We start from the raw sequence: 24,552 nt of genomic DNA, 5'->3' as shown, positions 1-24,552 counted from the left end.
ATCCAAGGAAACCCCATGTATTCAAGCCGCCTGATCCTGTGCCTTGCCACTTTGTTGGTGCTGGCCGGTTGCTCTACAACACGCAACCCGCAACAGCCGGAGCGCAGCGAGGCCGAGGTGAAGGCGCAGATCGTGCGCCTGCTGCCGGCTAACGTCTCGGACCGCAACGGTTGGGCCCAGGACATCTACACCGCCTTCGACACCCAGAAAATCTACCCCAGTACGGAAAATATCTGCGCCGTGCTGGCGGTGACCGAACAGGAATCCACTTACCAAGTCGACCCGCCCGTGCCAAACATGGGCAAGATCGCCCAGGATGAAATCCTGCGGCGTGCCGGTAAGGTCCATGTGCCAGCCTTTGTCGTACGCAGCGCACTGCAATTGCGCTCGCCCACAGGCAGGACTTACGCCGATCGCCTGAACGCCGCACGCACGGAGAGGGACCTGAGCGGCATCTTTGATGACTTCATCAGCATGGTGCCCCTGGGCAACACGTTATTCGGTGGTTTCAACCCGGTGCATACCGCAGGCCCGATGCAGGTCAGCATCGACTTTGCACAGAAACAGGCACGGGGTTATCCCTACACGGTGGACGGCACCATTCGCCGCGAAGTCTTCACCCGCCGTGGCGGCATGTACTTCGGTATCGCGCATTTGCTGGGTTACCCGGTGAACTATGACCAGCCTCTGTACCGCTTCGCCGACTTCAATGCCGGTTGGTACGCCAGCCGCAACGCCGCGTTCCAGGCCGCCGTCAGCCGTGCCTCGGGCACCGAGTTGGCGCTGGATGGGGATTTGATTCGGTACGGTTCATTGCTGCCCGGCACCACCGAGCTGGCAGTGCGTTCCTTGGGGGCGAAGCTGGATATGCGCAACCCGAGCATCCGCAGCCAGCTCGAGCAGGGTGAGCAACTGGATTTTGAAGAGACCACCCTCTACAAACGCGTGTTTGCACTGGCGGACAAAGCCGCTGGCAAGCCGATGCCACGGGCGATCCTTCCGGGCATCGTGCTCAAGAGTCCCAAGATCACCCGCAACCTGACGACGGCGTGGTTTGCCAAGCGGGTGGATGAGCGGTATCAGCGCTGCATGAAGCGCTGATCAGGTGCGGCGTTTGACAAAGCGGCGCCACAGCCACACCCACAACCACACCACTGGGAACGCCAGGATCACGAACGGCAGCACATAGCTTGAGCGTTCCAGGGCGTCGGCAGTGCCCTCGACCATATTGTCCCCCAGGTTGCTGAACATCCGACTGAACCGTGACGGCTGGTTCGCGCCGTCAGAGGAACGGAAGTTCAGGGTCACGCGGTTGGTGTCGAGACGGCGTTGCTGGCCGGCAGCGACTTGGGCGAGCTCCTGCAATTCGTTCTCTATACCCGCCTGTTCCTTGCTCAGGGCGATCAGGTCACTGACCGTGATGTCCTTGCGTTTGGCCAATTCATCCAGGCGTTGTTGCTGGGCCAGCAGGCGGTCCTGGCGGCGGCGTACGTCGGCGACCGCATCGGCCAGGTCCTCGGCGGTGGTGATGCGTTGGCCGAGTTTGCCGCCTTCAGCGGCCATCGCGACCATCGGCTCCACGCCCGTCGGCGAGATACGCAGGATGATCTGGCCACCGTTGCCGTCTTCGGTGATGCCCAGGATATTGCACGCGCCAAAGCGCGCTGTTTCGCAGGCCTCGCGTGTCGCCTGCATGCGCGGCGCGAGCAGGGCGCCGGGCAGGGCCAGGCTCAGCTCGTGCTCGTAGGCCAATTGTGCGCCGGCGCGGCCTTTTTCGCCGTTGATCACCGTGGCGCGGTTGTGGTCCTTGGGCGAGCAGCCGACCAGGGCCAGGCCGGTGATCAAGATCATTAAGCCGGTGCGAAGCGGATGGGGCTTGCCGTCCAGATGGCGCATTGCTGTTCCTTGCGGGGGTGCGGGGGAATTTGACGGCGATTAAAGCGGGTCTGGTGGATTAACGCAAAGCATCGTGGGGGATTTGCGTGGTTGATGGTAATGGCCGCTGCGTGTGGCGTGGCGTACATCTCACTCTTCACTTCAAGGAAGAGAGCGCCATGATCGCCCACGCCGTGCCCGAAGGTTTCGTTTCGCTGCCCCGCAGCAGCCCTTTGCTTGATCTGCTTGGCCCGGCGTATTGCCGGGGTGAGGGCGTGCACCTGGAAATCGCCCTGCGTGCCGACAATCGCCACGCCAATGGGCGCGGCACGGTGCACGGCGGCGTGCTGGCGACCCTGGCGGATGTCGGCATGGGCTACGCGATGGCGTTTTCCAGTGAGCCGCCACTGCCGCTGATTACCGCGAGCATGACCATGGATTACCTGGGGGCGGTGCAGGTGGGGGAGTGGATTGTGGTGCGCTTGGAGCATCACAAACGCGGGCGGCAGATGGCGTTTGCTACGGTGAGCCTGCAGGTGGGGGAGAAGGTGGTGGCGCGGGCGAGTGCGGTGTTTGCGGTGCCGCGTTCTGACTGACCTGTAGTGAGCGGGCTTGTCCCGCGCTGGGGTGCGAAGCAGCCCCAATAGGGCCGCCGCGTTTTTCAAGTAAAGCGCGGCGTCAGGTTTTGGGGCCGCTTCGCAGCCCAGCGCGGGACAAGCCCGCTCACTACAATCAGCTGCGTTCGAGAGCGAGGGCCACGCCCTGGCCGCCGCCGATGCACAGCGTTGCCAGGCCTTTCTTGGCGTCGCGTTTGATCATTTCATGCAGCAGGGTCACCAGCACGCGGCAACCTGAGGCACCAATCGGATGGCCGATGGCGATGGCGCCGCCGTTGACGTTGACCTTGTTGGCGTCCCATTCCAGCTCTTTGCCTACCGCCAGGGATTGCGCGGCGAAGGCTTCGTTGGCTTCGATCAGGTCCAGGTCGCCCAGGCTCCAACCGGCTTTGTCCAGGCAGCGGCGGGTGGCCGAGACTGGGCCGATGCCCATGATGGCCGGGTCGACGCCGGCGTTGGCGTAGCTGGCGATGCGCGCCAAGACCGGAAGACCGAGGGCGCGGGCCTTGTCGGCACTCATCAGCAGCACCGCAGCGGCGCCATCATTCAGGCTGGACGCGTTGCCGGCGGTGACGCTGCCGTCTTTCTTGAAAGCAGGTTTGAGCTTGGCCAGGGACTCGGCGGTGGTGCCGGCGCGCGGCTGTTCGTCTACGGCGAAGGCTACCGGGTCGCCTTTGCGCTGGGGAATCAGGATCGGGCTGATCTCCTCCACAAAGCGGCCGGCTTCGATCGCAGCAGTCGCTTTTTGCTGGGAGGCGGCGGCGAACGCATCCTGGGCTTCACGGCTGATGCCGTACTTATCGACCAGATTCTCGGCGGTAATGCCCATGTGGTAGTCGTTGAACGCATCCCACAGGCCGTCGGTGATCATGCTATCGATCATCTTGGCATGGCCCATGCGCAAACCAGTGCGCGCGGCAGGCAGTACGTACGGGGCCAAACTCATGTTCTCCATGCCGCCGGCAATGATGACCTCGGCGTCACCGCAACGGATGGCTTGGGCGCCCAGGTGCAGGGCCTTGAGGCCAGAGCCGCAGACCTTGTTCAAGGTCAGGCTTGGCACCGCATGGGGCAGGCCGGCGAGGATCGAGGCCTGGCGCGCCGGGTTCTGGCCGCTGCCAGCGGTCAGCACCTGACCGAGGATCACCTCATCCACTTCGGCCGGGTCCAAGCCGGTCTGTTCCAATAAACGACGAATCACGGCGGCGCCCAGTTCAGGTGCCGGGATATTGGCCAGCGAACCCTGGAAGCTGCCCACGGCGGTGCGGGTGGCAGCAACAATCACGACGTCTTGCATGGGATCTGTCCTCACTGGAAGTGCATTTCTGGAACGTGGTCCGGGACGATCAGTTTACCGGCGGTCTTGCTCACAATCTCTTCAACGCTGACGCCAGGTGCGCGTTCCTTGAGGACAAAAGCGCCATTTTCGATTTCCAGGTACGCCAGGTCAGTCAGCACACGCTTGATGCAGTTCGCACCGGTCAGCGGCAGGCTGCACTGGCTGAGCAGCTTGGATTCACCGTCCTTGGACGCGTGGGTCATGATCACGATGATGTTTTCTGCACCGGCCACCAGGTCCATGGCGCCGCCCATGCCTTTGACCAGCTTGCCGGGGATCATCCACGAGGCGATGTTGCCCTGTACGTCCACTTCAAACGCGCCGAGCACAGTGAGGTCGACGTGGCCGCCGCGAATCATCGCGAAGGACTCGGCGGAGGAGAAGATCGACGCACCGATGCGTGCGGTGACGGTTTGCTTGCCGGCGTTGATCATGTCGGCATCAATGGTGTCTTCGGTCGGAAACGGGCCCATGCCGAGCAGGCCGTTTTCCGATTGCAGCATCACTTCCATGCCTTCGGGGATGTAGTTGGCCACCAGGGTCGGAATGCCGATGCCAAGGTTGACGTAGAAACCGTCCTGCATTTCGCGGGCGACGCGTTGAGCCATTTGTTCGCGGGTAAGAGCCATTTTATGAGTCCTTATTGTTCGGGCTGGAGGCGGATTATTTGCGCACGGTGCGCTGTTCGATGCGCTTCTCGAACGTGCCGCAGATGATCCGGTCGACGTAGATGCCAGGGGTGTGGATCTGCGCCGGGTCCAGCTCGCCCGGTTCGACGATTTCCTCGACTTCGACCACGGTGATCTTGCCCGCAGTGGCGGCCAGGGGGTTGAAGTTCTGGGCGGTGTGGCGGTAGATGACGTTGCCGAAATGGTCGGCTTTCCAGCCTTTGACGATGGCGAAGTCGCCGGTGATGGATTCTTCCATCAGGTACGGGCGACCGTTGAACTCGCGGGTTTCCTTGCCTTCGGCAACCGGGGTGCCGACGCCGGTTGCGGTAAAGAAGGCTGGGATGCCGGCGCCGCCGGCGCGCATTTTCTCGGCCAGGGTGCCTTGGGGGGTCAGCACCACTTCGATTTCGCCGCTGAGCAATTGCTTCTCGAACAGGGCGTTTTCACCGACGTAGGACGCGATCACTTTGCTGATCTGCTTTTCTTCCAGCAGCACGCCCAGGCCAAAACCGTCGACGCCGCAGTTATTCGAAACCACGGTCAGGTCGCGGGTGCCTTTGCGCTTGATCTCGGCGATGAGGTTTTCCGGAATGCCACACAGGCCAAAACCGCCGGAGAGGACGGTCATGCCGTCTTCCAGGCCTGCCAGTGCTTCCTCGTAGGACGCCACGCGCTTATCGAAACCTGCCATATGCACCTCTATTATTGTTTGTGGGCCAGCCAATGAACCGAGTGTTGCTCCGACGGATTGATTTGTTAAGTTGTTTTTTAAGGTTGATTGATTTAAAAAACAGCATAGTCGCCCAGCCGTTTGGAGTTGCGTCATGACAGTTAAACAGATGAGGGCGTTTCTCGCCGTGGCCCAAAGCCTGAGTTTTGCCGCCGCCTGCGAGCGCCTGCATCTTTCCCAATCGGCGCTGAGCCTGACCATCAAGGGGCTGGAAGAAGGGTTGGGCGGGCGTCTGTTCAGCCGCAATACGCGTAACGTCGCGTTGACCCCTGAAGGCGAATCCCTGTTGCCCCTGGCGCGTCGACTGATGGCCGACTGGGACAACGCCGAAGACGAACTGCGCCAACGCTTCACCTTGCAGCGCGGGCGCGTCACGGTGGCGGCGATGCCATCGTTTGCCGGCAATTTGCTGCCGCCGATCCTGAAAATATTCCGCGCGCGTTACCCTCAGGTAAATGTGACCGTACATGACTTGATCAATGAGCAGGTGCTGGAGATGGTTCGCGATCGCCAAGTGGAACTGGGCGTGGCATTCGAGCCCTCTGAAGGATCATCGCTGGCGTTTACGCCGCTGTACCTGGACCGGTTTATTGCGGTTGTGCCGGGTGACTCAGTCTTGGCGCAATGCAACGAAATCGATTGGAAAACCCTGCTGGAGCAGCCGTTCATTACGCTGCAACGGCCTTCGACGGTGCGGGTGATGCTGGAAGAACACCTGGGCGCCCTGCAGATGAAGTTGCCGGTAGCACTGGAGAGCCATCAACTGGCGACAGTGGGCAAGATGGTGGCGAATGGTTTGGGGGTCAGTGCCGTACCTGCATTGTGCGCGCGGCAGATGATCGAGGCGGGGGCCCATTGCATCACCTTGAGCAATCCGGTGATTGAACGGCCGATTGGGGTGCTGACCAAGCCTGGGCATGAACTTTCGGCGGCCGCTCAGGTGCTGTTTGATATCTTTTGCGACGAGGCGGGTAAGGGACGGTTACCCGCGTTGTTGTAAAACACCTATTAAAAAGCCCGCTCGAATTAACGAGCGGGCTTAAATGTTTAAGGCCGTGTTATCAGCAGTATCTATCAATCACTTTAACCTGCGATTGGCCTTTGAGGTTCTGCCATTCGGTATTAAGTGTGTGGAAGACCTGTTCGATAAAGTTGCGATCGGCAGCAGCCTTCTTACCCACATAACCTTGGCCACGGCGGTACATCTTCAGGCGCGCCGCCAGTTCACGGTTATTGCGGTCGAACTCGGCTTCTTCGGTATGGGGCGCCAGGCAGTCAATTTGGACTTCGCCCGATTTGCCAATCCACAGGATATGGTCGTCGAGTGTGTCTTTTTGCGCTGCGAACATCTCAGCCAATTCATCGATAGTTGGTTGGTTGTTCAGATTCATGTATAAGCCCCTTGACCAGTTGGCGATCTATCAATTGATTCGTTAAAACTGCTTAGTTGTCTCCGGTCTTGAATACCGGGCGTCAGCGACTGTCTGCCGAATACGGGCAGGGTCTTGAACCTGATGCATGTAGTCTTGCTGATGAACTGCTACGCAATGCTTTCTCAACGAAGACAAGCAGCATTTGCGCTCCTTGTACCGATCCTCTCGGGCCGGTCAGCTTCATCAATCCGCCTTGTGGGCAGTGCACATCCGGAAAAAACAGCTCGGCGGTCAGACGAGCTCTTTCAAAACGCTTGTTGCCAACGCTCCCGATCTGGGAGACGTCTCGATAATGCAAGGACAAAAACGTTACGTCAACGATTATGTAGTGATTATTTTTGGTCACTACATAATTTGTTGTGGGGGCAGGGGAATGCGGAGAAACGTGACTTGGGCGTCATTTTTTGGAGGGGTGGGTCGTGAGGGCGCGATGGGCAATCCAACACGAACCCTTGTGGGAGCTGGCAAGCCAGCTCCCACATTTTGATTTGTGGCGTTCTTTCTATCCTAGCCGCTCAACCAGCAACGGCAACAAACGCTCGCAGGACGCCTCGATCTTCACCTGCAGCAGCTCATCCCCCCGAGTCTTGCCCAGGTTGATGGCGATCACCGGTTTGCCTTGCTCGACCATCGCTTTGCACAGACGAAACGCCGAATAGGCCATGAGCGACGAACCCACTACCAGCAAACCTTCCGCATGCTCCACCGCAGCCATTGCCTTGGACGCTGTCGGCGGGGCTACGTTTTCGCCAAAAAACACCACGTCCGGCTTCAGGCGTTCGCCGTTGCAATGGGGGCAGCGGGGGACCTGGAAGCGCTCTTCGAACGCCGGGTCCAGCAAGGTGTCGCCATCGGGCGCTTGCACGGCATCGACGCCGGCCAGGTAGGGATTTTCGATTTCCATCACGTGCTGGATCACGTCACGCTCGCTGCGCTGCAGGCAATCCAGGCACAGCACCCGGTGCAGGCTGCCGTGCAGTTCGATCACTTCATCGCTTCCGGCTTGATCATGCAGCGTATCGACGTTTTGTGTGATCAGCCCGCTGATGCGCTCGCGATGCTGCAGTGTCGCCAGCGCCAGGTGGGCCTTGTTCGGTTGCGCAATGCGTACCCTCGGCCACCCGAGCATCGCCCGCGCCCAATAACGGCGCCGCGCCTGCGGGGTAGCAAGGAACTCTTGATACATCATTGGCGCTTTACCTCGACGCACGCCTTCGCTGTCGCGGTAGTCGGGGATGCCCGACGACGTGCTGATCCCCGCACCGGTCAGCACCACAAAGCGCCGTTCGGCCATGGCTCGGTGCAGGGTGTCGAGGTGATCCTCTTGATGTTCCAGCGTGTCGAGCATGGGTTCCCCTATTCGCCGCGGATGTATTGCTCCAGCTGCTTGATCAGGTCAGCCTGTTCGGCAATGGCTTCTTTCACCAAGTCACCGATGGACAGCAGGCCCAGCAGTTTGCCTTCTTCCACTACAGGCAAGTGGCGCAGGTGACTGTCGGTCATGATGTTCATGCATTCATCGACGCTCTTGTGGGTGTCGACGGTTATCACCGGAGAGCTCATCACCTCATGGACTTTTGTGGTGACCGACGATAGTCCCTTAAGCATGATTTTGCGTGCGTAATCACGTTCACTGATGATGCCTACCACCGCGCCATCCTGGACGACCGGCAAGGCCCCGACGTTTTTCTCCGACATCCGGACCAGTGCTTCAAACACGGTATGGTCATGTTTGATGGTATGGACGTCCTGGTTTTTCTGGTCCTTGGCTTTGAGCAGTTGTGCAACGGTTTTCATGGCGGCCACTCCGGTGTTGTTGTTAGGTAGTCGAGCTCCCCTACAGAATCCTAGACGGCCCGCGCCGGAGCAAGGACCAAAGCGGCGTTAAAACCGTCGAAAAACGTCATCCGCTGGATTTTTTCAGTGTTTACCCGGCATTTGTCGGCTTTTTAGCTCGCTTGGGGCTGGCGGTTGTCTTGCGTGGCGCGCTCTTGCGTTTCTTTTTCCACGGCGCGGCGCCTTGACCCGCCGGGCTGGCCGGGCCGGTGATGGTCATGCGCATACCATTGCAGCGCGCCACTTGCTTGCTCATCCAGGCTGCTTGTTTGGCGACGAATTCCTCCAGGCTCATCTCGCCGCTTTGCACCATATCCAGGGCCTGCTCCCAGATTGCGGTGGTGCCCGGATCTGCGATGGCACGTGGCACCGCGTCAATCAGGCTGAATGCCGCCGGGGTAGCCGACAGCGACTTGCCATTCTTCACCAGGTAACCACGGTCCAGCAGCCCCTGGATAATCCCGGCGCGGGTGGCTTCGGTGCCAATACCGGTAGTGTCCTTGAGCTTTTGCTTGAGCAGCGGGTCCTCCACCAGCTTGGCGACGTTTTTCATTGCCTTGATCAGGTCGCCTTCGGTAAAGGGCTTGGGCGGTTGGGTCCACAAGTCCTTGAGGTTGACCTTGGCCACCGCGTAATCCTGGCCCTGCACCAATGTCGGCAGCGCTTGGGGGACTGGCGCCTCACGCCCCTTGGCTGGCGCGAGCGCTTCGGGCAAGGCGCGTTTCCAGCCCGGTTCGATCACCACTTTGCCCACTGCGCGCAACGCTTGGCCGGCACATTCAAAATCCGCCTGGGTACGATCGTATTCATGGTTGGGCAGAAACTGCGCCAGGTAACGTGCGCGAATCAAGGTGTAGACCGCACGATGCTTGCCGGTGAGTTGCCCGACATCCTTGCCGGCGCCGGTAGGAATGATGCCGTGGTGGGCGCTCACCTTGGCGTCGTTCCAGGCCCGCGAGCGCCGCTGGGCATCGATATGCGGCATCAACTCGTCCACCGCTGCATCGGCGCGCCCCAGTGCCGCAAGGATCTTCGGTGCTTCACTGTGCTGACTCACCGGCAGGTAGCCGCAATCGCTGCGCGGATAAGTGATGACTTTGTGCGTCTCATACAGTGACTGAGCGATATCCAGGGTTTCCTGCGCGCCGAGCCCGAGTTTCTTGGAGCAGATTTCCTGCAGGGTGCCGAGGTCGAAGGGCAGGGGTGCCACTTCGCGCATGCGCTCGGTACGCAACTTCACCAACCGTGCGGTGGCGGCATTGCGCATGGCATCAGCCGCGTCCCGCGCCAGTTGCGGGTTGAGGCAGCGGCCGTGGTCATCACAGGCGTCCTCGGCCGCGCGCCATTGGGCGGTGAAGGTCATGCGCTCATGGTGCAGGTCGACATCGATGGCCCAATAAGCCACCGGCACGAAGTCAGCGATGCTGCGGTCGCGGTCCACCACCAGGCGCAAGGTCGGTGTTTGCACGCGGCCAACTGGCAGCACGCCTTGATAACCCGACTGGCGCCCAAGCAATGTAAACAGACGGCTCATGTTCATGCCGATCAGCCAGTCGGCGCGGGAACGGCCCAGGGCCGAGTGATACAGGCTGAAAGTCTCGGCGCCTGGCTTGAGTGCCGCCAGGGCCTTGCGAATGGAGGCATCATCCAGCGCCGACAGCCACAGCCGCTGGATCGGCCCGCGATAGCGGCAATGCTCCACCAGCTCGCGCGCAATCATCTCGCCTTCACGGTCGGCGTCGGTCGCAATTACCAACTCCTGCGCTTCCCCCAGTAGACGCTTGACCGCCTTGAATTGGCTGGCGGTCTTGGGCTTGACCCGCATCTTCCATTTTTCCGGGACGATCGGCAGGTCGGCCAGCACCCAGCGCTTGTACTTGGCGTCGTAGGCATCCGGCGGGGCGGTTTCCAGAAGGTGGCCGATGCACCAGGTGACGGTGACCCCATTGCCCAGCCAGCACCCATCGCCGCGCCGGCTGGCGCCGAGCACAGCCGCAATATCCTTGGCCTGGGAGGGTTTTTCACAGAGGTACAGCCGCATGGTCGTCACATCAGATCGGGTTGATGCTGTGCAGGATGCTTAGTCAGCGGCGTTCAGGCAACCATTATCTGTATGGATGTACAGCAAATTGTGTGGGCAGCACAAAACAAATGTGGGCTTGCTCGCGAAGACGGTGGATCAGTCAATTCAACTGTGACTGATCCACCGCATTCGCGAGCAAGCCCGCTCCCACAGGGGATCTTCGGCGTGTTGTAGATCAGTTGTTATCGATATCCACGTGCCGCGTTTCCTTGAGGCAGATCATCCCCACAATCAGGCTCACCCCGGTCACCACCACCGGGTACCACAGGCCGTAGAAGATATCGCCGGTGTACACCACCAGGGCAAACGACACGGTCGGCAGGAACCCGCCAAACCAGCCGTTACCGATGTGGTAGGGCAGCGACATCGAGGTGTAGCGGATACGCGTCGGGAACAGTTCCACCATCAGCGCTGCCAGCGGGCCGTAGCACATGGCGGCGATCAGGATCAGCGCCACGATCAGCACCACCACCATGGTCTTGTTGACCTGGGCCACATCCGCCGAAGACGGGTAGCCGGCCAGGGTCACGGCGCCACGCAGGGCTTTTTCGTCAAACCCGTCGATACGCACGTCACCCACGCTTACCTGCACCGGGCTGCCGGCAGGTGCCACGGCGCTGCTGTAGGGCAGGCCTTGCTTGACCAGGAAGGTCTTGACCTTGTCGCATGGGCTGTCAAATTTCGCCTTGCCCACCGGGTCGAACTGGAAGGTGCAGGTCGCCGGATCGGCCAGTACGGTGATCGGTGCCTGGCGACTGGCCTGGTCCATCGCCGGGTTGGTGTAGTGCGCCAGGCTCTTGAAGATTGGGAAGTACAGCACGGTGGCCAGCAGCAGGCCGAGCATCAGCACCGGCTTGCGGCCCACTTTGTCCGAGAGCCAGCCAAAGAAGATAAAGAACGGTGCGCCGATCACCACGCTGATGATCAACAGCATGTTGGCCAGGGCAGGGTCCATTTTCAGGAACTGCGTGAGGAAGAACAGCACATAGAATTGCGCCGCGTAGAAGGTCACCGCCTGGCCGCCGTTGATGCTGAACAGGGCGATCAGCACGATCTTGAGGTTCTCCCATTTGCCGAAGGACTCGCGGATCGGCGCCTTGCTGACCTTGCCTTCCTCTTTCATTTTCAGGAACGCCGGCGACTCATGCAGGCTCATGCGGATCCAAGTGGAAATACCCAGCAGCACAATGGAAAACAGGAACGGAATCCGCCAGCCCCACACTTCGAACTGGTCACCGGTAAAGTAACGGCAGGCCAGCACCACCAGCAGCGACAGCAGCAAGCCGATGGTCGCGGTGGATTGAATCCAACTGGTGTGGAAGCCACGTTTGCCGGCGGGTGCATGCTCGGCCACATAAGTCGCCGCGCCGCCGTATTCGCCGCCCAGTGCCAGGCCTTGCAGCATGCGCAGCACGATCAGAATGATCGGTGCCGCAATGCCAATGCTGGCGTAAGTCGGCAGCAGCCCGACGCAGAAGGTCGCCACGCCCATCAAAATAATGGTGACGAGGAAGGTATATTTACGCCCGATCATGTCGCCCAACCGGCCAAATACCAACGCACCAAACGGCCGCACCACAAAGCCGGCCGCAAAGGCCATCAAGGCAAAGATGAACGCCGTGGTGTCGTTGACCCCGGCAAAGAACTGCTTGCTGATCACCGCCGCCAGGGCGCCGTAGAGGAAAAAGTCATACCACTCGAACACCGTCCCAAGGGACGAGGCGAAGATGACTTTCTTTGAGTCGTTGCTGGTGCTGGCGGTGGTGACCGCCGAGCCCAGGGGTTGAGCACGTTCTGACATCGGGTAGCCCTCACAGTGATTATTTATTGTTGTTCCACTGTCGGCGCCAGTTTCAGCGCCGCTATTCAGATTGCATGAACCAGTTCTTTCTCCGGGGCGAGACTCCTTGTATTCGGCGAAAGGATCAGCTGAGCGGCCTTCTCCGCGATCATCAGCGTAGGTGAACAGGTGTTGCCGGACGTAATGCGCGGCATGATCGACGCATCGGCAATGCGCAATCCAGGCACGCCATGCACGCGCAGCTGGGCATCGACCACCGCGTCTTTATCGCTGCCCATGCGACAGGTGCCAACCGGGTGGAAGATAGTCGTGCCGATGCGCGCGGCGGCTTCGTGCAGTTCGTCCTCGGTTTGCAGTGAATCGCCCGGCAGGTATTCCACTGGCTTGAATTGGCTCAGGGCCGGGGCTGCGACGATGCGACGCGTCAGGCGGATGGCATCGGCGGCCACGCGCAAATCTTGCGGATGGCTGAGGTAGTTAGGGCGGATCAGCGGTGCGTCCGCCGGGTTGGCCGAGCGAATGTCGATACGTCCGCGACTTTGCGGGCGCAGGTCGCAGACCGACGCGGTAAACGCCGGGAACGCGTGCAGCGGTTCGCCAAAGCGCTCAAGCGACAGCGGTTGCACATGGTATTCAAGGTTGGCCGAGGTTTGCTCCGGCCCCGAGCGGGCAAATGCGCCGAGCTGGCTGGGCGCCATCGACAGTGGGCCGCTGCGGTCGTACAGGTAGCGCAGGCCCATGCCCATCTTGCCCCATACGGTGCCAGCGATCTGGTTGAGGGTGCGGGCGTTTTCCAGCTTGTAGATCAGCCGTAATTGCAGGTGATCCTGCAGGTTACCGCCCACGCCCGGCAGTTCATGCAGCACGTCGATGCCCAGCGGCTTGAGCACGCTGGAAGGCCCTATTCCCGAGCGCTGCAAAATCCCCGGCGAGCCGACGGAGCCGGCGCACAGCACAATCTCTTTGCGCGCCTTCCAGCTCACCTGCTGGCCCTGCTGACGACCAACCACCTGTGAGGCCCGGCCGTTTTCCAGCAGCACGCGGTCCACTTCCACTTCGGTCAGCACGGTGAGATTGGGGCGCTGACGGATCGGCTTGAGAAATGCCTTGGCCGCGTTCCAGCGCACACCGGCCTTCTGGTTGACCTGGAAATAGCCGCAGCCTTCGTTGTCGCCCTGATTGAAGTCGCTGATCGGCGCGATGCCACTTTGCGCCGCCGCGTCACGGAAGGCGTCTAGGATCGGCCAGTGCAGGCGCTGTTGTTCGACTCGCCACTCGCCCCCATTGCTATGGAATTCGGAGCCACCGGCAAAATGATTTTCGCTCTGCTTGAACAACGGCAGCACGTCTTTCCAGGCCCAGCCGGCGTTGCCTTCTGCCGCCCAGCCGTCGTAATCCTGGGCCTGGCCGCGCATGTAGATCATGCCGTTGATCGATGAGCAGCCGCCCAGCACCTTGCCGCGTGGATAGCTCAGTGCACGGCCTTGCAGGCCTTCCTGGGCTTCGGTCTTGAAGCACCAGTCGGTGCGCGGGTTGCCGATGCAGAACAGGTAGCCGACGGGGATATGGATCCAGGGGTAATTGTCGCGGCCGCCGGCTTCAAGCAGCAGCACGCGGTGAGCGGGGTTGGCGGACAGACGATTGGCGAGCAGACAGCCCGCGGGGCCGGCGCCTACGACGATGTAATCGTATTCAGCAGTTGCAATGGGCATCTGAAGGTCTCGCTTGTTTTTCTTATTGGTTCCATCCTAGTTGTTAGTTTTCGTCTTAAAAATGTTAGTTTTTACCCAGCTGCTGTGCGTTTTTAAACAGCACGACCCAGGGGCACGGAATGGAGGCGTCATGTTCGATTGGAATGACCTGCGGTACTTTCTCGAGTTGCAGCGTAGCGGCCGCCTGCTCACCGCCGCGCAACGCCTGAAAACCACGCACGCTACTGTGGCCCGGCATATCGAGGCGATCGAGAAAAGCCTCGGCACCGCGCTGTTTGTGCAGCATGCCCAGGGCTACGAACTGACCCCTGCCGGCGAAGCCTTGCTCAAACACGCCGAAGCCATGGAAAACGTCGCGCTGCTGGCCGAGGACGAACTGACCCACTCCGCCGCGCCCTTGGGCAAGATCCGCCTGGGCGTCGCCGAAGGGTTGGGCGTGATGTTCCTGGCCAGCCGCATGGGCGGGCTGTTCGAACGCTACCCCGGGCTGGAAGTGGAGCTGGTGGCCGTGCCGCGCTTTGTCAGCATCCTCAACCGCGAGGCGGAAATCAGCATCCACCTTGAACGGCCCAGCGTCGATCAATTGGTCACGCGCAAACTCACCGACTACCGCCTGGCCCTCTACGCCAGCCGCGCCTACCTGGACCGTAACCCGCCGGTCGAAAAGCGCGAAGACCTCGCGGTGCATGCGTGGATCGATTACGTCGACGACCTGCTGTTCAGCCAGGAGCTGAAATTCCTCAGCAGCTTCTGCCGCAACCCCAAAGTGGTGTTCCACAGCACCAGCGTGATCGCCCAGCACCAGGCGGCACGCTCAGGGTTGGGCATTGCGGTGTTGCCGTGTTTCATGGCCTCGGCTGATCCGGAGCTGGTGGCGTTGCTGCCGGGGGAGGGGATTCAGCGCAGCTACTGGATCAGTTCGCGGCGGGAGTTGCACAAGTCAGTGCGGCTGCGGGTGTTGTGGGATTACGTGGTGGAGTTGTGCGCGCGGGAGCAGGGGTTACTCCTCGGTGAATCCAGCTGAAACCGGATTAACTAGGTAGGAGAGGCAAGCCAGCTCCCACATTGGATCTACGGTATTTCTGAAACCAAGTCAGGCGCGCAATTCGAACTCCGCGCTGCCCAACCGCTCTCCATTCACCAACACGTGCACGCTATGCCTGCCGGGGTAATGCCTGCGCGTGGTCAGCTCGCGGATATGTTGCTCGCGCCGGATGCTGAGATGTTCCCCCGCGCCGAGAGTAAACGCCTTGAGCTTGAACACCTTTGCCGCGCTGTGCCCGGCACTTTTCACATAGTCGATGGCGTAATCCACCACCAGTTTTTGCGCAGTGTCGGCGGTAGATTCCAGGCTGAAGGACAACTCGATCCGTTCCCCCAGGTTGATCACCGCCGGCGTCACCTTAAGGTCATGGATCGTCACCTCGGCCCTGGCCCCGGCGCCCATGATCGTCAGCGCCCGGGTATTGCCTTGCTTGATCAGGCTGCGCAAGGCGTGGCGGGCGATCCAGGCGGTGTGCGGGTTGTCCAGGTTCCAGCCCTCGATCAGGCTGAGCACCCACTCCGGGTGGTCCTTGGTGATGTCGTTGAGGTGGTTGGCCACGGACTTGCGCACATAAAGGCTGCCGTCAGCCTTGAGGTTGTCGAGGATTGACGCGCACAGTTCGGGATTCGCCTGGACTTCGGCTAGGCGGAACGACCACGGCAGACGCGGCCGCGAGCCTTCGCTGGCGAGGCGGCGCACGTGTTCGTTGTCATCCAGCGACCATGCCTGCATCACCGCCAACGTGCGCTGGAAGTCATCCAGCAGGAAGTGGCGGATGGCGAATTCGGCGGAGCCAAAGGTGGTGAAGTATTTGAGTGCAGCCATGGAGCGCTTGAAGTCATCCCGCCCGTAATTCGCCACGAAGTGCGGCAGGAACAGGCTGACGAACGCGCTGTTCAGGCGCGGGGCGAGGGCGTAAAGCAGCTTGAGGGTTTGCGCATAATCCAGCGGGATCACTGCATGCAGGCTCTCGCTGACCCGCGCCATGCGCTGCATCACCGACAACTCCGTCAGCCCGGACTTGGCGTGCTGGAGGAAGCCCTTGGCGTCGAACGCCGGGTACACCGCCGTCATTTCCGTGGCGATGTGGTGCAGGCGTTCGAGGTTGAAGATTTCCTTGAGCGCCGGGGCGCTTTGTTCGGTCATCGGTGATTCCATGCAGGTGTATGGGCAGATTCAGAGAAACCAGCGGTATTCCCGCGCAGGGATCTCCTGCTGGAAAGCCAAGTGGTCCTGGCGTTTGTTCTCGCAGTACACGTCGATAAATTCGGCGCCCAGCTTATCGCGCAATACCGGTTGATGCTGCATGGCGCGCACGGCGTCGAGCATTTCCACGGGGAAGTCGGTGCCGCTGTTGCGGTCCTCGTTCAATGGGGCGATGGGTTCGCGCTTGGCTTCCAGGCCGTGCTCCAAGCCCACCAAAATCGCCGCCAGCACCAGGTACGGGTTGGCATCCGCACTGGCCAGGCGGTGCTCAATGCGCAGGTTGCGCGGGTCGGACTCGGGAATGCGCACGCACGCATCACGGTCTTCAAAGCCCCAACTGGCGCGCGTTGCCGCGTTGACCGCGCCGCCCAGGCGGCGAAAGGCGTTGTGGTTGGGCGAAAAGATCGGCATGCAGTGCGGCAGCAATTCCAGGCAACCCGCCACGGCGTGGCGCAGCGGTTGTTGCTGGTGCGCCGCCAGCAAATTATTGCCCGCGCCGTCATACAGGCTGACATGCACGTGCATGCCGCTACCGGGGAATTGAAGATAGGGTTTGGCCATGAAGCTCGCACGGTAACCGTGCTTGAGCGCTACGCCGCGGGTGCTGCGACAGAACAGGGCGGCCCAGTCGGCGGCGCGCATACCGTCGTCGAGGTGACCGAAGTTGATTTCGAACTGGCCGGGGCCGATTTCGGCGGTGATCACTGTGATGTCGATGCCTTGGTCCTTGGCGGATTGCGCCATGTCGTCGAGCACTTCGCTGAAGCGTGACAGCCGTTCGATATGCAGGTTGGGTTGGTCGTCAGGGTCATCACTCAGTGGGTCGCGGGCGCATTGCGGCAGGCCATTGTCGAGTTTCTTATCGAACAGGTAGAACTCCAACTCGAACGCCACCACCGGGTGAATGCCCTTTTCTTGCAGGCGTTCCAGCACCCTCGCCAGCACTTCACGGGGTTCGAATTTGATGGGGGCTTCGGTGCCGTCTGAGGTGATCAGCATCTGGCCCAGCGGCTGCGACTCCCAGCCCACCGGCTTGAGCGTGCCCGGCACCAGACGGCGGTTGGCATCCGGGTCGCCGTCGTTGAAGCAATAGTCACCAATCTTGAACAGCCCTCCCTGAACCCCCAGCAGCACGGCGTTCTGCGGCAGCTTCAGCGGGCTGCCGGCGGCGACTTTTTCCAGCATCTCGATGGGGTAACGCTTGCCGTAGAAGTGCCCTGGAATGTCCAAGGCGATCAGGTCTACGTACCGCACGTCGGGATGGTTTTGGCGAAAGGTCCGTACTTCGGCCAGTAACGTGGTGGCATGGCTTTTCACGGGTGCAGCTCCTAGTTGTAAACCCACAACACGCGGGCGGGCAGGTCGGTCAGATTGGCGTAGCGGCAATGGGCGAAGCTGGCCAGGTGGAAGCTGTCGCCGGGGCCGAGGGTGACCGGATCGGTCTCACCTTCGACCCACAGCGTCAATTCGCCCTCCAGTACAAAACCCGCCTGCTCGGCGCGGTCGCTCATGGTTTGTTCACCGCTGTTGGCGCCGGGAGCCAACAGACTGTCGAGCATCGAAAAGGCGCCATTCATGCTTGGCGAGACGAGGATGTCGGTGATGCCATTGGCGTAATACACCGTGCGCCGCTCGTTGGGCCGGGTGATCCAGTCCACCGCCTTGGGTTTAGGTTGGCTGTAGAAGTACGTGGTGGGGACGTCGAGGGCATGGCTGATGGCGGTCAAATCGGCCACGGTCGGGCGTGACAGACCGCGTTCGACCTGGGACAGGAAACCCACGGAACGCTCGATTTTTTGCGCGAGCTGGGCGAGGGTGAGCTTCTTGTGCTTGCGCAGGTCGTGGATCAGTGCGGCCAGGGTGGCGAGTTCTTCTTGTGGGGCCATGAAATTTATTTCGATAAATTTCATGAAAAATTACAGGATTTATTTCATAGAGGCAATGAAATGGATTTAGGCGCGCACTTGTTTGAGCTTGAACAGGAGCTACAGCAAACGGCTACCCGTTCGAATGCGGCCCGGTTGGCGCAGCTGTTGGCGGATGATTTTGTTGAGTTTGGTGCCAGTGGAAATGTATGGGGCAGTAAGGCAGAGGTGATTTCCGGACTGCAGGATGAGGTGTTTTCTGCGCGCCGTATAACTGATTTCACGGTGAAAAGGCTGACTGAAGGTGTGGCTCTTGTGACCTATCGCTCTCATCGGGACGCAGGTGGGGCTTCGCTGCGCAGCTCGGTATGGCGAGTAGAAGAAGGGCAGTGGCGGATGGTGTTCCATCAAGGCACACCTGTGGCAGTTGCCTAGCTCACTCCGAGGCAAGGCTTGATTGAATGATCAGACGCGCCAGCGGTCCGAACCTGGGTAAGCGCCATTAATTGAAGGAGCACCCATGAAGTCCAAGTCCCTAATCGCCTGCCTGCTGGTTGCCGCCAGCCTGTCCACCGCCAGCTTTGTCGTGCAAGCCGGTGATACCCCCCAGGAAACCGTGCAGCCTTCGACTATCAACGCCCGTGACTTGAAAGAGGGCGACCGCGCGCCGGATATGTTGATGCGCAAGGAATCAGCCGTCAGCGACTGGAAAAAACGCGGCCTCAAGCAGCCTGAAGAAGACAGCCAGTGGGCGCGGGTGGGCGATAAATTCGTCCTGCTCAAGACCACCAACGGCACCATCCTTGAGATCACTCCCGTCAAGAAATGACCTTGCATTTTTGCCCTGTTCCTGAGTTAAGGTAGCCGGCCGTAATGGCCGCGTTACCTTCCAGGAAAGAGAGCAGGATGCTTGCCACAATAAGAAATTACCCCCGCACCGTTAACCTGTTGCTGTCCGCCACGCTGATGCTCACGTTGGCCAAGGCGATCACATTTCCGTACCTGGTGATCTACCTCACCAGCCACTTTGCCCTCGATATCACTCAGGTCGGCCTGGTGATCGGCAGTTCGCTGATTGTCGGCTCGCTGCTCAGTGTGTATGGCGGCTTCCTGGTCGACCGTATCAACAGCTACCGACTGTTGCTCGGCATGAGCGTGCTGTTTGTACTGGGCTTTATCGGCACGCTGCTCGCGCAGGATATCTGGACGTTCTACAGCTGCCTGATCCTGATCAACCTGGCTTACGCGGTGATCGATATTGCGGTCAAAGCCGGTTTTGCCAGCTTGTTGCCCGAAGAGGCACGCAGCGAAGTGTTTTCCATCAAGTACACCCTGACCAATATCGGTTATGCCGTAGGGCCTTTTTTCGGGGCGATGATTGCCAAGCTGGACATCAGCTTGCCGTTTATCCTTTCGGCGCTATTGGGGGTAGGGTTTTTCCTGCTGTATTGGCGTTGGGGTGACCGTACGCTGGCGACCGTCGATGCCACGCAAAAGCCGGTGCCCTTTCTTGCCGTTGGCCGCGTGCTGTTGCGCGATCGTCGCCTGGTCTGCTTCACCGTTGGCGGCGTGCTCAGTGCCGTGGTATTTGGTCAGTTCACCGCATGGCTGTCACAATATTTGGTCACCACCACCACCGCCGAATACACCTACACCGTGGTCAGCGCCGTGCTGACCACCAACGCCGTGTTGGTGATTGCCCTGCAGTATGTGATTGGTCGGCGCATCTCGCATCGCTACTTGGGCCAGTGGCTGATCGCAGGACTGGGCATGTTCATGCTGGGGATCATTGGTTTTGCGCTGTCCACCAGCGTGCTGTGGTGGGTATTGGCAATGGCGGTGTTCACGGTGGGGGAGATCATCGTGTTTCCGGCCGAGTACATGTTTATCGACCGCATCGCTCCGGACCACCTGCGCGGCATGTACTACGGGGCGCAGAACCTGTCCAACCTGGGGGCCGCCCTGGGGCCGGTGTTGTGTGGGCTGGTGCTGGCCAGCCTGCCGGCCCACTACATGTTTTACATGCTGGGGGCGTTTATCGTTGGGGGCGGGGTGTTCTATTTCATTGGTGCGTCGCTGAAGGCAAGTCATCCAGCGTGAGCTTGCCGACGGTGTTGCATTGCAGTTCGTAACGCAGCTCTTCCACCATTTTTTCAACTTCTTGCGGGGTCTGCAGCCGGTTCGTGCTGATCCCGGTGACGACCAGATCAACCCGGCCGGTCTCCGCGTCGTAGACCTTGAGGGTCAGCGAAGCGTCCCGGCACAGGGTGAATTCGCACGTCAGTGGCGACAGACCTTCTTCGATGCAATTGCGCAGTTGAGAGAGGGTAAACATGGGGGTTCCTTCAGGGTGTAAATGCGGTGGCACACGATCAAAGCCTTGTGCCCACGCCCTGAAGGTTAGGGTTTACTTGCCCGCGTCATAAGTTGAATTCGCACTAGCCGCACTAGTGCATTTGCACCGCGTTCACTTGTTCTTGAGCCGCAACTCGCCGGCAAACAGTCCGCGTTCGCGGGCCCAAACGATCGCTGCACTACGACTATGCACCCCCAGCTTGGAGTACACCGTGGCCACATGGTTACGCACCGTGTTGGGCGCCAGTTTGAGGCGCGAGGCAATTTCCTTGTCAGCCAGCCCTTCGCAGATCAACCCCAAAACATCCCGTTCGCGGGCCGTGAGGTCGGTGAACGCGACATTCGGCAGGTTCGGGCTGTTGACGCTTTTGGCGTTCGCCAGTTTCTCGATCAGTGTCTGGCTGAACCATGAAGCGTCTTGCATGACTTCCTCGATGGCGGCCACCAGTTCCAGCTCCGAGCGCTTGCGTTCGGTGATGTTCATCAGCACCAGCAGGTAGCAGGGCACATCCTGAATGATCACGGTGTCCGCGGACACGACACAGTCGATAACCTCATCGCCTTTCTTGCGCACCTTCAAATCCTGGCCGTCAAAGCTTCCGGCTTTTTCCAGGGTGGTGAACAACAGGGCGCCAGCCGGTGCGCTGTCGATAAAGCCAATTTCTTCGATGGCCTTGCCGATCAATTCTTCACTGGTGTACCCCGTGATCGTCATGAACGCCTCATTCACATCCACCACTTGACGGTTCGCGGCGCTGCAGACCAACGTCGGCACCGGGGTCAGGCGAAATGATTTGGCAAACCGTTCTTCACTCTGGCGCAGCGCGGTTTCGGCCTTGCGCCGAGGCTCCAGGTCCGTGAAGGAGAACAGCATGCAGGCCTCTTCGTTCATGTCCAACGGCTGGCCGGCGACGATCACCAGTTTGCTGCCGCCTTCGGGCAATCTCAGTTCGGCCTGCATCTGCGGTATGGTCGCGCCATCGCCCAGGCGCTGGATCGCCAGGTCCTTGCGCTCGGCCTGCTCCAGCACGTCCAGCTCATAGACGGACTTGCCGATGACTTGGTCGCGGTTGTAACCGGTCATCTCCAGAAAGCCTTGGTTGACCTTGATATAGCGCAAGTCGCTCAGACGGCAGATCACCGCAGGCGCCGGGTTGGCATTGAAGGTTTTCTCGAAGCGCTGCTCGGCACTGGCCCATTCGGTGGCGTCGCTGAGGATCAGTACCAGCAGCTCCGGTTCGCCACGCGAGTCGGTGATCACCAGACTGCGCAGGCGGTGCACCCAGGTTTTGTCCGAATCGGCGTTTGGAATCACCTCCACCACGACGTCGCTGAATTCGTCGCCAGCAGCAGCACGGGCCAGGGGATAGTTTTCCAGCGTCAGTGGGTGATTGTTGCGATAGCGCAGCGTGAAGCGCTCGGCATACTCCTGCGCATTCGCGCCTAGCCCCATCACGTCGCCCACGCCGTGCATGTTCAGTGCGGCTTCGTTGGCCCACAGGATGGTCTGGTCGACCTCGGCGAGAATGATCCCATCGGATAGTCCGGAAATGATCTGCTGCAGTTGGCGGCGGTTGGTTTCTTTGGCGAGGACGTCCTGGCTCATGATTTCTCCGGATAAAAGCGCATAAAAACTCCGACATCCACGCTTCAGGATAGTGCAGAGAATGTGAGGGGGCCCAAGTGCGAATGCATCAGGCGATCTGGTGCATTTGCGCCACGACCGAACGGATGTCGTTTCGCCACACTCCCACTCAACAAGGCACATTGCCTTGCTCCCATAACTTGTGAAGGACCTCTGTATGACCACTGTCTATGAAACCAATCGCTCGCTGTTTCGCGTGTCCTGGAGCTCGGTATTGGCCGGTAGTGCAATTGCCCTGGTGACCTACCTGGTCCTCAGCGTGCTCGGCACTGCCATTGGCGCCAGTGCAGTTGAACCAATGGAAGCGGGCAACCCATTGAGCGGTTTCGGCACGGGCGCGGGCATCTGGCTGTTTGTCTCCACCCTTGTAGCGATCGGCGTCGGCGCCTTTGTCGCCGGCCGTACTGCACCGGATCGCGGTGGCCTGCACGGCGTGTTGACCTGGACCGTCACCACCTTGCTCACCACTTGGCTACTCGCGGGTCTGGCTGCCAGTGTGGTTGGCACCGCCGGCAACATGGTGGGTAAAGGCTTGTCGGCTGCCGGTAGCGGTATTGCCGCGGCGGCGCCTGGCATTGGCGACAGCGTCAAGCAGCAACTGAACGAACAAGGTATTCAACTGGACTGGAACAGCCTGCAGGGCGAACTCGATACGTTGCTCAAGCAGAGCGGAAAACCAGAATTGGACCCTGCGAACGTCGAGCAAAAAGCTGACCAAGCCAGCGCTGATGGCAAGCAAGCCGCGACGGATGCAGCGACCAATCCCGCACAGGCTGGCGACCAGTTGAAGCAGTGGTTTGAACGCGTGAAAGCGTCCGGTGAACCTGCGCTGAACGCGGCGGATAAAGAAGCACTGGTCAACATCGTGGCGGCGCGTACCGGCAAGAGCAAGGAAGAGGCCACGCAGATCGTCGATAACTACGCCCAGGCTTATCAGCAAGCCATGCAGAAGGTCGAAGAGCTGAAGCAACAGGCTGAACAGAAAGCCCGTGAAGCGTCTGAAGTGGCTGCCAAGCAGATTTCCCGTGCGGCCTGGAGCGCCTTGGCGATGCTGCTGTTGGGTGCGGCGCTGAGCTTCTTTGTGGGGCGTATGGCGCTGACTAATCGTCGTGTGCCGTTGGCCTGACTTCTTGTGATGAGGGTGGTGAGAGGGGGACCTCTCACCACGCTTTTGCTAAACCACTAACCCTCCCACGACTGGCACGATGATCAGCGTACTCAACGCCATAGAAAGCACGTTACCGATGTAGGGGTGGAAGTGAGCCGGCAACTTTCCCGCGATGGCGCACGCTAAAGGCGGAGCAATCAATGCACCGAGCAGCGCACTTGAACCCATCACCATCCAACTTCCTCCATGGGTCAACACGGCAGCCGGTACCACTGACACCAAGGGAACATAGGTGGGATACCATCCTCGCTTGATCCACTCATGTCGCCAGATGACCACGCCCAGCGCAGACGTCAATGCTTGCGCGCCTATCAGGTGCAATATGAGGCCTGAGCCGTACGCCGGGCTCACGGGATTCAGGGCGTACGCCAATAGGACTCCCGCCAACAGACCCAGACTGGCTAGCTCGTTGCCGAAAAAAGGGGCTTCGGAGAAATCTGCCAGCACCCGGCGCAGGCTCCAAGTCACGCCATAAGTGGGAAGAGCGGCAGGCTTCGGTTTGGCCGGTGGGGTAAAGTCCGAGCGCACCATAGAGGGCATCCAACGACATAGCATAAACGCGATCACGCTACCGATAGCCATGCCCATCACGTTGCCAATCACCGCCGGCAACCCCAGCGGCACGCAGACGACGTTGACGATCAACAGGCACATCGGCGTAACCAGCACTGCGCCGAGTGCTGCGCCAGTGAGGGTGACCTTCCACCCGCCGCCAAACATCAGCACCATGGCTGCCGGCAACGAGACGAACGCCGCGAACGTCGGTTGCCATGTCTCAGCGGTGACAGCCCATCCCCACAGCAAGTTGCTGAGTAGCAGGCCGAGCAACGAGCTGGTTATCAGCCAAGGCCATAATCCGGTCCCATAGGAAATGGAGAAACCTTGCCAGGCCTTCCCCTTCCGGCTGGCCCACCAGGCCAGGTAGGCACCTCCCAGCAGGCCGAGCGACGCCAGTTCATGTTTGTAGAAAGCGACCTCGCTGATATCGCCAAGTACCCAGCGCAGCCAGGCAACGGGGTGTGGAAGGCTTTGCACCATATCGGTGTAGCCAGGCCAGGGCTCGGTGAACGCTAACCACACAATGATCAGAGCGCTGGTCAGCGCAATCACAACAACAGTCCTGTCAATGTTGGGCCAGGGGGTTCGTGGTTTTTCTAAGAGGTTACCCATA

At 60.3% G+C, this 24,552-nt stretch carries 24 protein-coding genes; 8 read left to right on the top strand and 16 right to left on the bottom strand.

Annotation, left to right across the window (positions count from 1 at the left end):
- Positions 1–15: 15 nt before the first annotated feature.
- Positions 16–1,101, top strand: a complete 1,086-nt coding sequence (locus JBO08_RS23270; RefSeq protein ID WP_065872329.1) for a DUF1615 domain-containing protein — start codon at positions 16–18, stop codon at positions 1,099–1,101.
- Here JBO08_RS23270 and JBO08_RS23265 read toward each other — a convergent pair whose 3' ends face one another.
- A complete protein-coding gene (locus JBO08_RS23265; protein WP_065879984.1) occupies positions 1,102–1,896 on the bottom strand; it encodes a DUF4349 domain-containing protein in 795 nt (264 codons plus the stop codon). It lies immediately after the preceding gene.
- A 158-nt stretch (positions 1,897–2,054) separates the two neighbouring features.
- Between JBO08_RS23265 and JBO08_RS23260 the strand changes: the two genes are divergently transcribed.
- Positions 2,055–2,471 (top strand): PaaI family thioesterase, encoded by a 417-nt coding sequence (locus tag JBO08_RS23260; RefSeq protein ID WP_065872327.1) that lies wholly within the window; start codon positions 2,055–2,057, stop codon positions 2,469–2,471.
- A gap of 136 nt (positions 2,472–2,607) precedes the next feature.
- Here the strand turns inward: JBO08_RS23260 and JBO08_RS23255 are convergent, their stop codons facing one another.
- Genes JBO08_RS23255 through JBO08_RS23245 form a run of 3 tightly spaced genes read right to left on the bottom strand, consistent with a single transcriptional unit; the run spans position 2,608 to position 5,193 of the window.
- A complete protein-coding gene (locus JBO08_RS23255; protein ID WP_220074962.1) occupies positions 2,608–3,789 on the bottom strand; it encodes an acetyl-CoA C-acetyltransferase in 1,182 nt (393 codons plus the stop codon).
- An 11-nt stretch (positions 3,790–3,800) separates the two neighbouring features.
- The gene (locus JBO08_RS23250; protein ID WP_065872325.1) at positions 3,801–4,460 is read right to left on the bottom strand and encodes a CoA transferase subunit B; all 660 of its coding nucleotides are present in this window, start codon (positions 4,458–4,460) and stop codon (positions 3,801–3,803) included.
- 34 nt (positions 4,461–4,494) lie between these two features.
- A complete protein-coding gene (locus JBO08_RS23245; RefSeq protein WP_010211319.1) occupies positions 4,495–5,193 on the bottom strand; it encodes a CoA transferase subunit A in 699 nt (232 codons plus the stop codon).
- A 133-nt stretch (positions 5,194–5,326) separates the two neighbouring features.
- Between JBO08_RS23245 and JBO08_RS23240 the strand changes: the two genes are divergently transcribed.
- Positions 5,327–6,232 (top strand): LysR family transcriptional regulator, encoded by a 906-nt coding sequence (locus JBO08_RS23240; RefSeq protein ID WP_065872324.1) that lies wholly within the window; start codon positions 5,327–5,329, stop codon positions 6,230–6,232.
- 61 nt (positions 6,233–6,293) lie between these two features.
- Here JBO08_RS23240 and JBO08_RS23235 read toward each other — a convergent pair whose 3' ends face one another.
- The 6 genes from JBO08_RS23235 to JBO08_RS23210 all read right to left on the bottom strand — a co-directional run bounded on the left by JBO08_RS23235 (position 6,294) and on the right by JBO08_RS23210 (position 14,097).
- A complete protein-coding gene (locus JBO08_RS23235) occupies positions 6,294–6,623 on the bottom strand; it encodes a hypothetical protein (RefSeq protein ID WP_025854475.1) in 330 nt (109 codons plus the stop codon).
- A gap of 544 nt (positions 6,624–7,167) precedes the next feature.
- The gene (locus JBO08_RS23230) at positions 7,168–8,013 is read right to left on the bottom strand and encodes an NAD-dependent protein deacetylase (RefSeq protein ID WP_065872323.1); all 846 of its coding nucleotides are present in this window, start codon (positions 8,011–8,013) and stop codon (positions 7,168–7,170) included.
- Between the two features lie 8 nt (positions 8,014–8,021).
- Positions 8,022–8,462 (bottom strand): CBS domain-containing protein, encoded by a 441-nt coding sequence (locus tag JBO08_RS23225; protein WP_065872322.1) that lies wholly within the window; start codon positions 8,460–8,462, stop codon positions 8,022–8,024.
- A gap of 130 nt (positions 8,463–8,592) precedes the next feature.
- Positions 8,593–10,542, bottom strand: coding sequence for a DNA topoisomerase III (locus JBO08_RS23220; protein ID WP_065910689.1), 1,950 nt, complete (start codon positions 10,540–10,542; stop codon positions 8,593–8,595).
- Between the two features lie 217 nt (positions 10,543–10,759).
- Complete coding sequence (locus JBO08_RS23215; RefSeq protein ID WP_065872320.1) at positions 10,760–12,385, bottom strand: MFS transporter; 1,626 nt, start codon at positions 12,383–12,385, stop codon at positions 10,760–10,762.
- 65 nt (positions 12,386–12,450) lie between these two features.
- Positions 12,451–14,097, bottom strand: a complete 1,647-nt coding sequence (locus JBO08_RS23210) for a GMC family oxidoreductase (RefSeq protein ID WP_065872319.1) — start codon at positions 14,095–14,097, stop codon at positions 12,451–12,453.
- Positions 14,098–14,227: 130 nt separating this feature from the next.
- Between JBO08_RS23210 and JBO08_RS23205 the strand changes: the two genes are divergently transcribed.
- A complete protein-coding gene (locus tag JBO08_RS23205) occupies positions 14,228–15,121 on the top strand; it encodes a LysR family transcriptional regulator (RefSeq protein ID WP_065872318.1) in 894 nt (297 codons plus the stop codon).
- 69 nt (positions 15,122–15,190) lie between these two features.
- Here the strand turns inward: JBO08_RS23205 and JBO08_RS23200 are convergent, their stop codons facing one another.
- From JBO08_RS23200 to JBO08_RS23190, 3 genes are read right to left on the bottom strand one after another with little or no spacing between them, the layout of a single operon-like run.
- On the bottom strand, positions 15,191–16,288 hold the full coding sequence (locus JBO08_RS23200) for a DNA alkylation repair protein (protein WP_065889281.1): 1,098 nt from the start codon (positions 16,286–16,288) through the stop codon (positions 15,191–15,193).
- Positions 16,289–16,318: 30 nt separating this feature from the next.
- Positions 16,319–17,665: a glutamine synthetase family protein gene (locus JBO08_RS23195; RefSeq protein ID WP_220074963.1), complete on the bottom strand. Its 1,347-nt coding sequence runs from the start codon at positions 17,663–17,665 to the stop codon at positions 16,319–16,321.
- An 11-nt stretch (positions 17,666–17,676) separates the two neighbouring features.
- Positions 17,677–18,234 carry a helix-turn-helix domain-containing protein gene (locus JBO08_RS23190; RefSeq protein WP_220074964.1) on the bottom strand — a complete coding sequence of 186 codons (558 nt, stop codon included), beginning with the start codon at positions 18,232–18,234 and terminating at the stop codon, positions 17,677–17,679.
- Here JBO08_RS23190 and JBO08_RS23185 point away from each other — a divergent pair.
- From JBO08_RS23185 to JBO08_RS23175, 3 genes are all read left to right on the top strand, one after another.
- Positions 18,223–18,648, top strand: coding sequence for a DUF4440 domain-containing protein (locus tag JBO08_RS23185; protein ID WP_256548015.1), 426 nt, complete (start codon positions 18,223–18,225; stop codon positions 18,646–18,648). The two genes, JBO08_RS23190 and JBO08_RS23185, sit on opposite strands and share 12 nt — an antisense overlap.
- A gap of 85 nt (positions 18,649–18,733) precedes the next feature.
- The gene (locus JBO08_RS23180) at positions 18,734–19,042 is read left to right on the top strand and encodes an RcnB family protein (RefSeq protein ID WP_065879977.1); all 309 of its coding nucleotides are present in this window, start codon (positions 18,734–18,736) and stop codon (positions 19,040–19,042) included.
- 77 nt (positions 19,043–19,119) lie between these two features.
- The gene (locus JBO08_RS23175) at positions 19,120–20,313 is read left to right on the top strand and encodes an MFS transporter (protein ID WP_065872313.1); all 1,194 of its coding nucleotides are present in this window, start codon (positions 19,120–19,122) and stop codon (positions 20,311–20,313) included.
- On the opposite strand, the gene JBO08_RS23170 is transcribed toward JBO08_RS23175, so the two are convergent.
- Both JBO08_RS23170 and JBO08_RS23165 read right to left on the bottom strand, forming a co-directional pair.
- Positions 20,276–20,548, bottom strand: coding sequence for a DUF1652 domain-containing protein (locus JBO08_RS23170; RefSeq protein ID WP_065872312.1), 273 nt, complete (start codon positions 20,546–20,548; stop codon positions 20,276–20,278). The two genes, JBO08_RS23175 and JBO08_RS23170, sit on opposite strands and share 38 nt — an antisense overlap.
- Before the next feature lie 132 nt (positions 20,549–20,680).
- Positions 20,681–22,174 (bottom strand): PAS domain S-box protein, encoded by a 1,494-nt coding sequence (locus JBO08_RS23165; RefSeq protein ID WP_065872311.1) that lies wholly within the window; start codon positions 22,172–22,174, stop codon positions 20,681–20,683.
- Between the two features lie 196 nt (positions 22,175–22,370).
- On the opposite strand from JBO08_RS23165, the gene JBO08_RS23160 reads away from it, so the two are divergent.
- Positions 22,371–23,339, top strand: a complete 969-nt coding sequence (locus tag JBO08_RS23160; RefSeq protein WP_065872310.1) for a hypothetical protein — start codon at positions 22,371–22,373, stop codon at positions 23,337–23,339.
- A gap of 48 nt (positions 23,340–23,387) precedes the next feature.
- Here JBO08_RS23160 and JBO08_RS23155 read toward each other — a convergent pair whose 3' ends face one another.
- Positions 23,388–24,551 (bottom strand): hypothetical protein, encoded by a 1,164-nt coding sequence (locus JBO08_RS23155; RefSeq protein WP_175403024.1) that lies wholly within the window; start codon positions 24,549–24,551, stop codon positions 23,388–23,390.
- Position 24,552 lies beyond the last annotated feature (1 nt).

Origin of the sequence: Pseudomonas sp. LAP_36, from assembly GCF_019456785.1 — a bacterium.
GTDB classification, from domain to species: domain Bacteria; phylum Pseudomonadota; class Gammaproteobacteria; order Pseudomonadales; family Pseudomonadaceae; genus Aquipseudomonas; species Aquipseudomonas tritici.
Note: the sequence above shows the minus strand (reverse complement) of the source record. Positions and strands in the feature narration are given on the sequence as shown.

Coding starts and splice junctions, on each gene's coding strand:
- JBO08_RS23270 (WP_065872329.1), top strand. CDS start 16: ATGTATTCAAGCCGCCTGATCCTGTGCCTTGCCACTTTGTTGGTGCTG.
- JBO08_RS23265 (WP_065879984.1), bottom strand. CDS start 1,896: ATGCGCCATCTGGACGGCAAGCCCCATCCGCTTCGCACCGGCTTAATG.
- JBO08_RS23260 (WP_065872327.1), top strand. CDS start 2,055: ATGATCGCCCACGCCGTGCCCGAAGGTTTCGTTTCGCTGCCCCGCAGC.
- JBO08_RS23255 (WP_220074962.1), bottom strand. CDS start 3,789: ATGCAAGACGTCGTGATTGTTGCTGCCACCCGCACCGCCGTGGGCAGC.
- JBO08_RS23250 (WP_065872325.1), bottom strand. CDS start 4,460: ATGGCTCTTACCCGCGAACAAATGGCTCAACGCGTCGCCCGCGAAATG.
- JBO08_RS23245 (WP_010211319.1), bottom strand. CDS start 5,193: ATGGCAGGTTTCGATAAGCGCGTGGCGTCCTACGAGGAAGCACTGGCA.
- JBO08_RS23240 (WP_065872324.1), top strand. CDS start 5,327: ATGACAGTTAAACAGATGAGGGCGTTTCTCGCCGTGGCCCAAAGCCTG.
- JBO08_RS23235 (WP_025854475.1), bottom strand. CDS start 6,623: ATGAATCTGAACAACCAACCAACTATCGATGAATTGGCTGAGATGTTC.
- JBO08_RS23230 (WP_065872323.1), bottom strand. CDS start 8,013: ATGCTCGACACGCTGGAACATCAAGAGGATCACCTCGACACCCTGCAC.
- JBO08_RS23225 (WP_065872322.1), bottom strand. CDS start 8,462: ATGAAAACCGTTGCACAACTGCTCAAAGCCAAGGACCAGAAAAACCAG.
- JBO08_RS23220 (WP_065910689.1), bottom strand. CDS start 10,542: ATGCGGCTGTACCTCTGTGAAAAACCCTCCCAGGCCAAGGATATTGCG.
- JBO08_RS23215 (WP_065872320.1), bottom strand. CDS start 12,385: ATGTCAGAACGTGCTCAACCCCTGGGCTCGGCGGTCACCACCGCCAGC.
- JBO08_RS23210 (WP_065872319.1), bottom strand. CDS start 14,097: ATGCCCATTGCAACTGCTGAATACGATTACATCGTCGTAGGCGCCGGC.
- JBO08_RS23205 (WP_065872318.1), top strand. CDS start 14,228: ATGTTCGATTGGAATGACCTGCGGTACTTTCTCGAGTTGCAGCGTAGC.
- JBO08_RS23200 (WP_065889281.1), bottom strand. CDS start 16,288: ATGACCGAACAAAGCGCCCCGGCGCTCAAGGAAATCTTCAACCTCGAA.
- JBO08_RS23190 (WP_220074964.1), bottom strand. CDS start 18,234: ATGGCCCCACAAGAAGAACTCGCCACCCTGGCCGCACTGATCCACGAC.
- JBO08_RS23180 (WP_065879977.1), top strand. CDS start 18,734: ATGAAGTCCAAGTCCCTAATCGCCTGCCTGCTGGTTGCCGCCAGCCTG.
- JBO08_RS23175 (WP_065872313.1), top strand. CDS start 19,120: ATGCTTGCCACAATAAGAAATTACCCCCGCACCGTTAACCTGTTGCTG.
- JBO08_RS23170 (WP_065872312.1), bottom strand. CDS start 20,548: ATGTTTACCCTCTCTCAACTGCGCAATTGCATCGAAGAAGGTCTGTCG.
- JBO08_RS23165 (WP_065872311.1), bottom strand. CDS start 22,174: ATGAGCCAGGACGTCCTCGCCAAAGAAACCAACCGCCGCCAACTGCAG.
- JBO08_RS23160 (WP_065872310.1), top strand. CDS start 22,371: ATGACCACTGTCTATGAAACCAATCGCTCGCTGTTTCGCGTGTCCTGG.
- JBO08_RS23155 (WP_175403024.1), bottom strand. CDS start 24,551: ATGGGTAACCTCTTAGAAAAACCACGAACCCCCTGGCCCAACATTGAC.